Raw genomic sequence first — 3591 nt, 5'->3', positions numbered from 1 at the left:
CCGCCGGGCTAGATTCCCCAGGAGGTTCCATGCCACGCTCGACGATGTCGCTTAAGTCGGGGAGCAGTATGTCCGCAGAGAAGTTTTTGTCGCAGGTTGACCATCCAAAGGCCTCAAGAGCGCCCCTCGACAACGAGTTGCCCGGGTTGGGGCAGTTCGTCTCCCTTTCCATCGATAGTTTAGCCTCGACCCCCTGCCAGCAGACCGAAGAGAGAATCGGCTCCCTGCTGCAAGAGATCCTCGACTGCTGCCGTTTCGACTGGTGCGGGCTGATGACGCTGACGCCGGACAAGACCGCCTTCCAGGCGGTATTCGCCGTGGGACGGGAGGGGCTTGAGGTCGCTTCGCACGCGTGGGTCTGCGGTCTCGACGAGCTCCCCTGGACCGGAGAAAATCTGCTGCGGGGAGACATCGTCTGCTTCGCCTCCCTTGACGAGCTGCCGCCGGGGCCCGATCGACGCTACTACAAGTCGAGGGGGGTGCAGGCGTCCCTGGCGGTCCCCATCTATGTGGACGGGCTGGTGGAGTATTTCATCGTCGCCCATTTCGCCCGCGCCACCCACTGCTGGAGCAAGGAGTCGATCTCCCAGCTGCGCCTGATCGGCGAGATCTTCGTGAACGCCCTGTTGCACGGCACCGACAAGCGGGCCAGCCGGCCGTCCTTCGAGCAACTGATGGCCGAGCTTTCCGTCACCTTCATCAACGTCACCCCCGAGGAGGTGGACGGCGAGATCGACGCGGCACTGGATCAGCTGCGGCGTTTTTTCCGCTTCGACCGCCTGGGACTGCTGACCTTCTCGGACGACAAGCGGGAGGTCTCCGTCAGCTACCTCTCCTGCGCTGAGGGGATCGCCCCCCTTCCGGAGAGGGAAAACGTCTGCTCCCTTTTCCCCTGGACCTGCGAGAATCTCTTGAAGGGGGAAACCGTTTCCTTCAGCTCGCTGGACGACTTGCCGGAGGAAGGCGCCATCGACCGGGCCAGCTGGCAGAGGGCGGGGACCAAGTCGCACCTGAACATCCCGATCCGGGTGGGGGGGAGCTGCGAACACTTCGTCGCCGCTTCCCACGTCCTCGCCCCCCACCCCTTCGATGCGGAGGTCATCACCCGCCTGCGCCTTTTGGGTGAGATCTTCGCCAACGCGCTCATCCGCTGCAAGGCGGAAGCTGCCCAGCAGGAAAAGAGCGTGGAAATCCAGCGCCTGATGGAGAAGCTGCAGGTCGAGTTCGAGTGTCTGCCGAGCGAGGAGAGATTCCCCGCCCGGCTGGAGGAGATCATCGGCCAGAGCGTGCCGATCGCCAAGATGATCGCGCTGGTGGAACAGGTGGCGCCCACCGATTCCACGGTGCTCATCTGCGGGGAGACCGGTACCGGCAAGGAGCTGGTCGCCGGCGCCATCCACAAGCTGAGCATGAGGCGCAACAAGCCGATGGTGAAGGTGAACTGCGCCTCGCTCCCCTCCGCGCTGGTGGAGAGCGAGCTGTTCGGCCGTGAGAAGGGGGCCTACACCGGCGCGCTCACCCGCCAGGCCGGCCGTTTCGAGCTGGCCGACGGCGGGACCATCTTCCTGGACGAGATCGCCGAGATGTCGCTGGAGCTGCAGGCCAAGCTGTTGAGGGTGCTGCAGGAGGGGCAGTTCGAGCGGCTGGGGAGCACCAAGACGCTCGAGGTGGACGTGCGGGTGATCGCCGCCACCAACCGCAACCTCCCCGAGGAGGTGAAGAAGGGGAGGTTCCGGGAGGATCTCTACTACCGGCTGAACGTTTTCCAGATCACCGCGCCGCCGCTGCGGGAGCGCTCCGGCGATATCCCCCTCCTGGTGTGGGCCTTCGTGGACGAGCTGGGGAAGAAGATGGGGAAGAAGATCACCAAGATCTCCAAGCAGGACATGGCCGATCTGCAGGCCTTCCCCTGGCCCGGCAACGTCCGCGAGCTGCGCAACGTGATCGAGCACGCCGTGATCGTCAGCACCGGCGAAAGGCTCCAGGTCCGGCTGCCGGAGAACGCCTCGGGGCAGGGCACCCGCATCCTCACCCTCGAGGAGAGCGAAGCGCGGCACATCCGGGAGGCCCTGCGCATGACCGGCTGGCGCATCAAAGGGGAGGGGGGGGCCGCACGGCTTTTGGGGATGAACCCCTCCACCCTTTATTCCCGGATGCAGAAGCTCGGTATCAGCAATCGTCCCCTCAAGGACGAGATGTCGCCCTAAAGTCGAAATCCCGTCCTCCCCGGGGGGGGCTTGGGCCCCTCCCGTCGCTCTCCGATCCTCAACTTGCTGATTACAGGCCTTTTATCCCCCCGCACCGTTTTTGGCACAATTCTCGGAATAGCTAGTCCATGAACCTGGCTATCGTAAAGATATCCCCCTCCCCGGGGAGACGGCAGGAGGTGCTCGACATACTGGAGTCGGTATGCGGCCCCACCCTGGCCGCTTCCGGCTGCCTGGAATGCAGCATCTACCAGGAGCAGGGGGAGGAGCAGGTCATCGTCTACCTGGAGAGATGGCGGTTGCGCGCGGAGATGATCGAGCATCTCGGCTCCCCCATCTACTCGCGGGTGCTCGGCGCGCTCGAGCTTTCCGAGGGGCCGCCCGAGATCTCCTTCTACGAAATCACCGGTACCGAGGGGATGGAGCTGATCGAGGGGGTCCGCTCCCCCCCAGGAACCAGCAAGGCAGGCGGAAAGGTCATCGCATTTAACGGCAAACCAATCACAAAAGGAGAAGCGACATGAAAATGGTGAGAAAGGCATGCATGTTTGTGATGCTCGCGGCGGCCGCCATGCAGATGTGGGGCTGCGCCACGGGCAGCGTTCAGGCGCGCAACGTCGACGTGAAGAACTCCCCGCTGGTGAACCCGGACATCCTGACCGAAGGCAAGGACGGCCAGGCCCTCTACCGCTACGTGAACCCCGCGGCGGACTTCAAGAAGTACGACAAGCTCATGATCGACCCGGTACTGGTCATGAAGGACGGGGAACTGGACAAGGATGACCTGGCCAACTACCAGACGCTCGCCAACAACGCCTTCGTCTACCTGAACAAGGAGCTCAGCCAGGATTACCGGATCGTCACTGCGGCGGAGCCGGGGGCCCTGCGCCTGCAGGCCGCCATCATCGATGCCGACAGCGCCAAGCCGGTCAGAAACACCCTCTCCACCCTGATGCCGATCGGCATCGGCATCTCTCTCATCAAGTACGGTGCCACCGGCAAGCAGTCCGGGGTGGGTGAGATCACCGCCGAGATGAAGCTCACCGACGCGACCACCGGCGAACTGGAGGCCGCGGCGCTCGACCGCCGGGTGGGGGGCAAGGAGCTGACCAAGCTCTGGAGCAAGTGGGACAACGCCAACGATGCCCTCGAATACTGGGCCAAGAGGGCGCGCTTCGCCCTCTGCCAGGCTCGCGGCGGCTCCGGCTGCGTGGCGCCGTAACCGGCTGGACGGTCGACTGAAGGTCGCTGACATCTTTTGCACGAGTGAACACCCAACGATGGCGGCAGCCCCCTCGCGAGGGGAGCTGCCGCAGCTGGAGGAAACATGAAACGTTTCATGGCAGCTCTCTTGGCCGCTTCTCTCCTCTCCTTGCCGGTAGCC

At 64.1% G+C, this 3591-nt stretch carries 3 protein-coding genes; all 3 read left to right on the top strand.

Annotated elements, in window-relative coordinates; translation table 11 throughout:
- The first annotated feature begins 29 nt into the window (after positions 1 to 29).
- The gene (locus VJ604_RS10160; RefSeq protein ID WP_324082166.1) at positions 30 to 2207 is read left to right on the top strand and encodes a sigma-54-dependent Fis family transcriptional regulator; all 2178 of its coding nucleotides are present in this window, start codon (positions 30 to 32) and stop codon (positions 2205 to 2207) included.
- Between the two features lie 128 nt (positions 2208 to 2335).
- A complete protein-coding gene (locus tag VJ604_RS10155) occupies positions 2336 to 2731 on the top strand; it encodes a putative quinol monooxygenase (RefSeq protein ID WP_324082164.1) in 396 nt (131 codons plus the stop codon).
- On the top strand, positions 2728 to 3429 hold the full coding sequence (locus VJ604_RS10150; RefSeq protein ID WP_324082162.1) for a DUF3313 domain-containing protein: 702 nt from the start codon (positions 2728 to 2730) through the stop codon (positions 3427 to 3429). The genes VJ604_RS10155 and VJ604_RS10150 overlap by 4 nt, the downstream gene beginning before the upstream one ends.
- The last annotated feature ends 162 nt before the right edge of the window (positions 3430 to 3591 follow it).

Source organism: Geomonas sp. (assembly GCF_035254065.1).
Lineage (GTDB): Bacteria > Desulfobacterota > Desulfuromonadia > Geobacterales > Geobacteraceae > Geomonas.
This window is presented reverse-complemented; position numbering and strand designations above follow the sequence as displayed.

Excerpts from the sequence above, each read along its gene's own strand:
- VJ604_RS10155 (WP_324082164.1), top strand. The coding sequence starts at position 2,336 with ATGAACCTGGCTATCGTAAAGATATCCCCCTCCCCGGGGAGACGGCAG.
- VJ604_RS10160 (WP_324082166.1), top strand. The coding sequence starts at position 30 with ATGCCACGCTCGACGATGTCGCTTAAGTCGGGGAGCAGTATGTCCGCA.
- VJ604_RS10150 (WP_324082162.1), top strand. The coding sequence starts at position 2,728 with ATGAAAATGGTGAGAAAGGCATGCATGTTTGTGATGCTCGCGGCGGCC.